Raw genomic sequence first — 1,840 nt, forward strand, 5'->3', positions numbered from 1 at the left:
GCGGTTGGCTGGCGACGATAAAGCACAGCTCGGTTTCGATCGAGAACTCAGGTTACGACGGCTATGCCGATCTGCGGCGCCGTGTATTGCAATTGGTCTCGGCAGTCGAGGAGATCATCGAGTCTGACGTGTGGACGAGAGTCGGCCTCCGATATATCAACGCGATCGACGTGCATGGCGATCCGGCGGAGGGGTGGGTAAACGACGCCCTTGTCGGGCCACTACAGTCGGACGCATTTGCAGTGGTTTCTGACTACAGTGGTCGCATTGCGTCGGCTGTTGATGGGGGCGGCTGCTTGCTGCAGCACGGCCTTCGGTTCAATGAGGACCAATCCGGCGCCGAGAACCAGTACATGACATATGTGTTCGATTTTGACGTGTATCGGAATGAAGTAGCCGTACAAGACACTGCCGCGGCGCTCGATGATATTCACGCGCAAGCCTTTAATCTTTTCGATTGGTGCCTTGGTCCCAAGGCCCGCGAACAGCTCTCCGCAACCAAGTGAGTGCTATGGACAGCATGGACATGAGCCCCGTTACCGCATGGGTGACGCCGGCACAGGAACGTCGAGCGCCGAAAGCGTGGAAGCCGTTTTTGTATAGCGGATTTATCGGTGATGGCAGCCCTGCTCGGTCCGATAATTTCATGGGATCAGCACTTGTGGTCCGAGACAGTTCTAGCGGCGCTCCTGAATTCACTCCCATGGTCATGGCCATAGGGGAAAAGGCTAAGCCAGTCAGTGCTGGAAGGCTGTCTGCCAGTTCAGCGGAGCATCTCGGCAACCGCCGCATAGCCCTTCTTCGAATGGTTCGAAACAGTCCTAAGCCTTCGTCCGAGGTTCTTCGACGGATAGAAATGGTCGAGCAGAAACTTGCGCGGGAGTCCCCGCGAGTTACCGAGGGTCAGCTCAACGCGCTTGAGAACTCGGCAAGTATTGTTGCGCGAAGTCGTGCGAATTCCGCAGCACGCGCAGAGTTGCTCAAGTCTGTTAAGTGAAGGTCTTTCGCTACCCGCAGGAGCGACATGTTCGCTCTTACAAACCCAAAAAATTCAAGCGCTATCAGACGTACAAGAAGTTTGTGCGTCGAGAGTTTCAGCGGACGTGCGTTTACTGCCGCCAGCCGGACTCTTCTGCGCCTAATCTGAACTTCGGGGTCGACCACTTCCGGCCTAAGGCAGACAGCCGATTTGCCGCGCTGCTCAACGAGTACAGCAATCTCTACTACTGTTGTGCGGGCTGCAACTCGCGCAAGGGAAACTATTGGCCTGCTACGCCTGCAGAACCGATGTTTGTGAACCCTTGCGATGACGTCATGTCTCGCCATCTCAAATTTGAAGCCGCTAGCGGAGAGATCAAGGCTCTGTCTGATAGCGGCTTACATATGGAAGAACTCCTAGAGCTGAACTCTCCGGAGAATGTGGCGTATCGACGGAGTACGCTTCGAATTATGAGTCTCATCGAGTCTCAGATTGCGACCTTGCTCTCGGAGCGGACTAAATTCGAAGACGCGCTGCGGCGATCGGGGCCGAATACGGCGGTTTCCGAAGCGCTAAACGATATTGAGGCTGAGCTGCAGGAACTCAGGTTGGACCTATCGAGGCAGAATGGATCGGCTCCTCTTCCGCCTGTTCGAAACACCGTGCTTGGAGTGACGGTAGCTAGCTGACCGATACTTCAGGCTGATGGCGCCACCTCCGGCACCGACTTGTCGTAGGTCTTCATCATCTGCTCGGTGAGCCCGAGCGCCTGCTGCTTCTCGGCGAACGTGCCGGGCGTGTCGGAGCCGCCCTTGCGCTTGAGGTCGTGCAGGCCGAAGCGCTGAGATCGGAAGAGCACAC

At 56.5% G+C, this 1,840-nt stretch carries 2 protein-coding genes; both read left to right on the forward strand.

The genetic code is table 11. From position 1 onward, the window contains the following. On the forward strand, window positions 1–506 hold a 506-nt coding region (locus WQ56_RS17405), incomplete at its 5' end, for a TIGR04255 family protein (RefSeq protein ID WP_047138401.1). Window positions 507–993: 487 nt separating this feature from the next. Further along, window positions 994–1,668 (forward strand): HNH endonuclease, encoded by a 675-nt coding sequence (locus WQ56_RS18935; protein ID WP_156170503.1) that lies wholly within the window; start codon window positions 994–996, stop codon window positions 1,666–1,668. The last annotated feature ends 172 nt before the right edge of the window (window positions 1,669–1,840 follow it).

Source organism: Luteimonas sp. FCS-9 (assembly GCF_001014645.1).
Classification (GTDB): Bacteria; Pseudomonadota; Gammaproteobacteria; order Xanthomonadales; family Xanthomonadaceae; genus Luteimonas.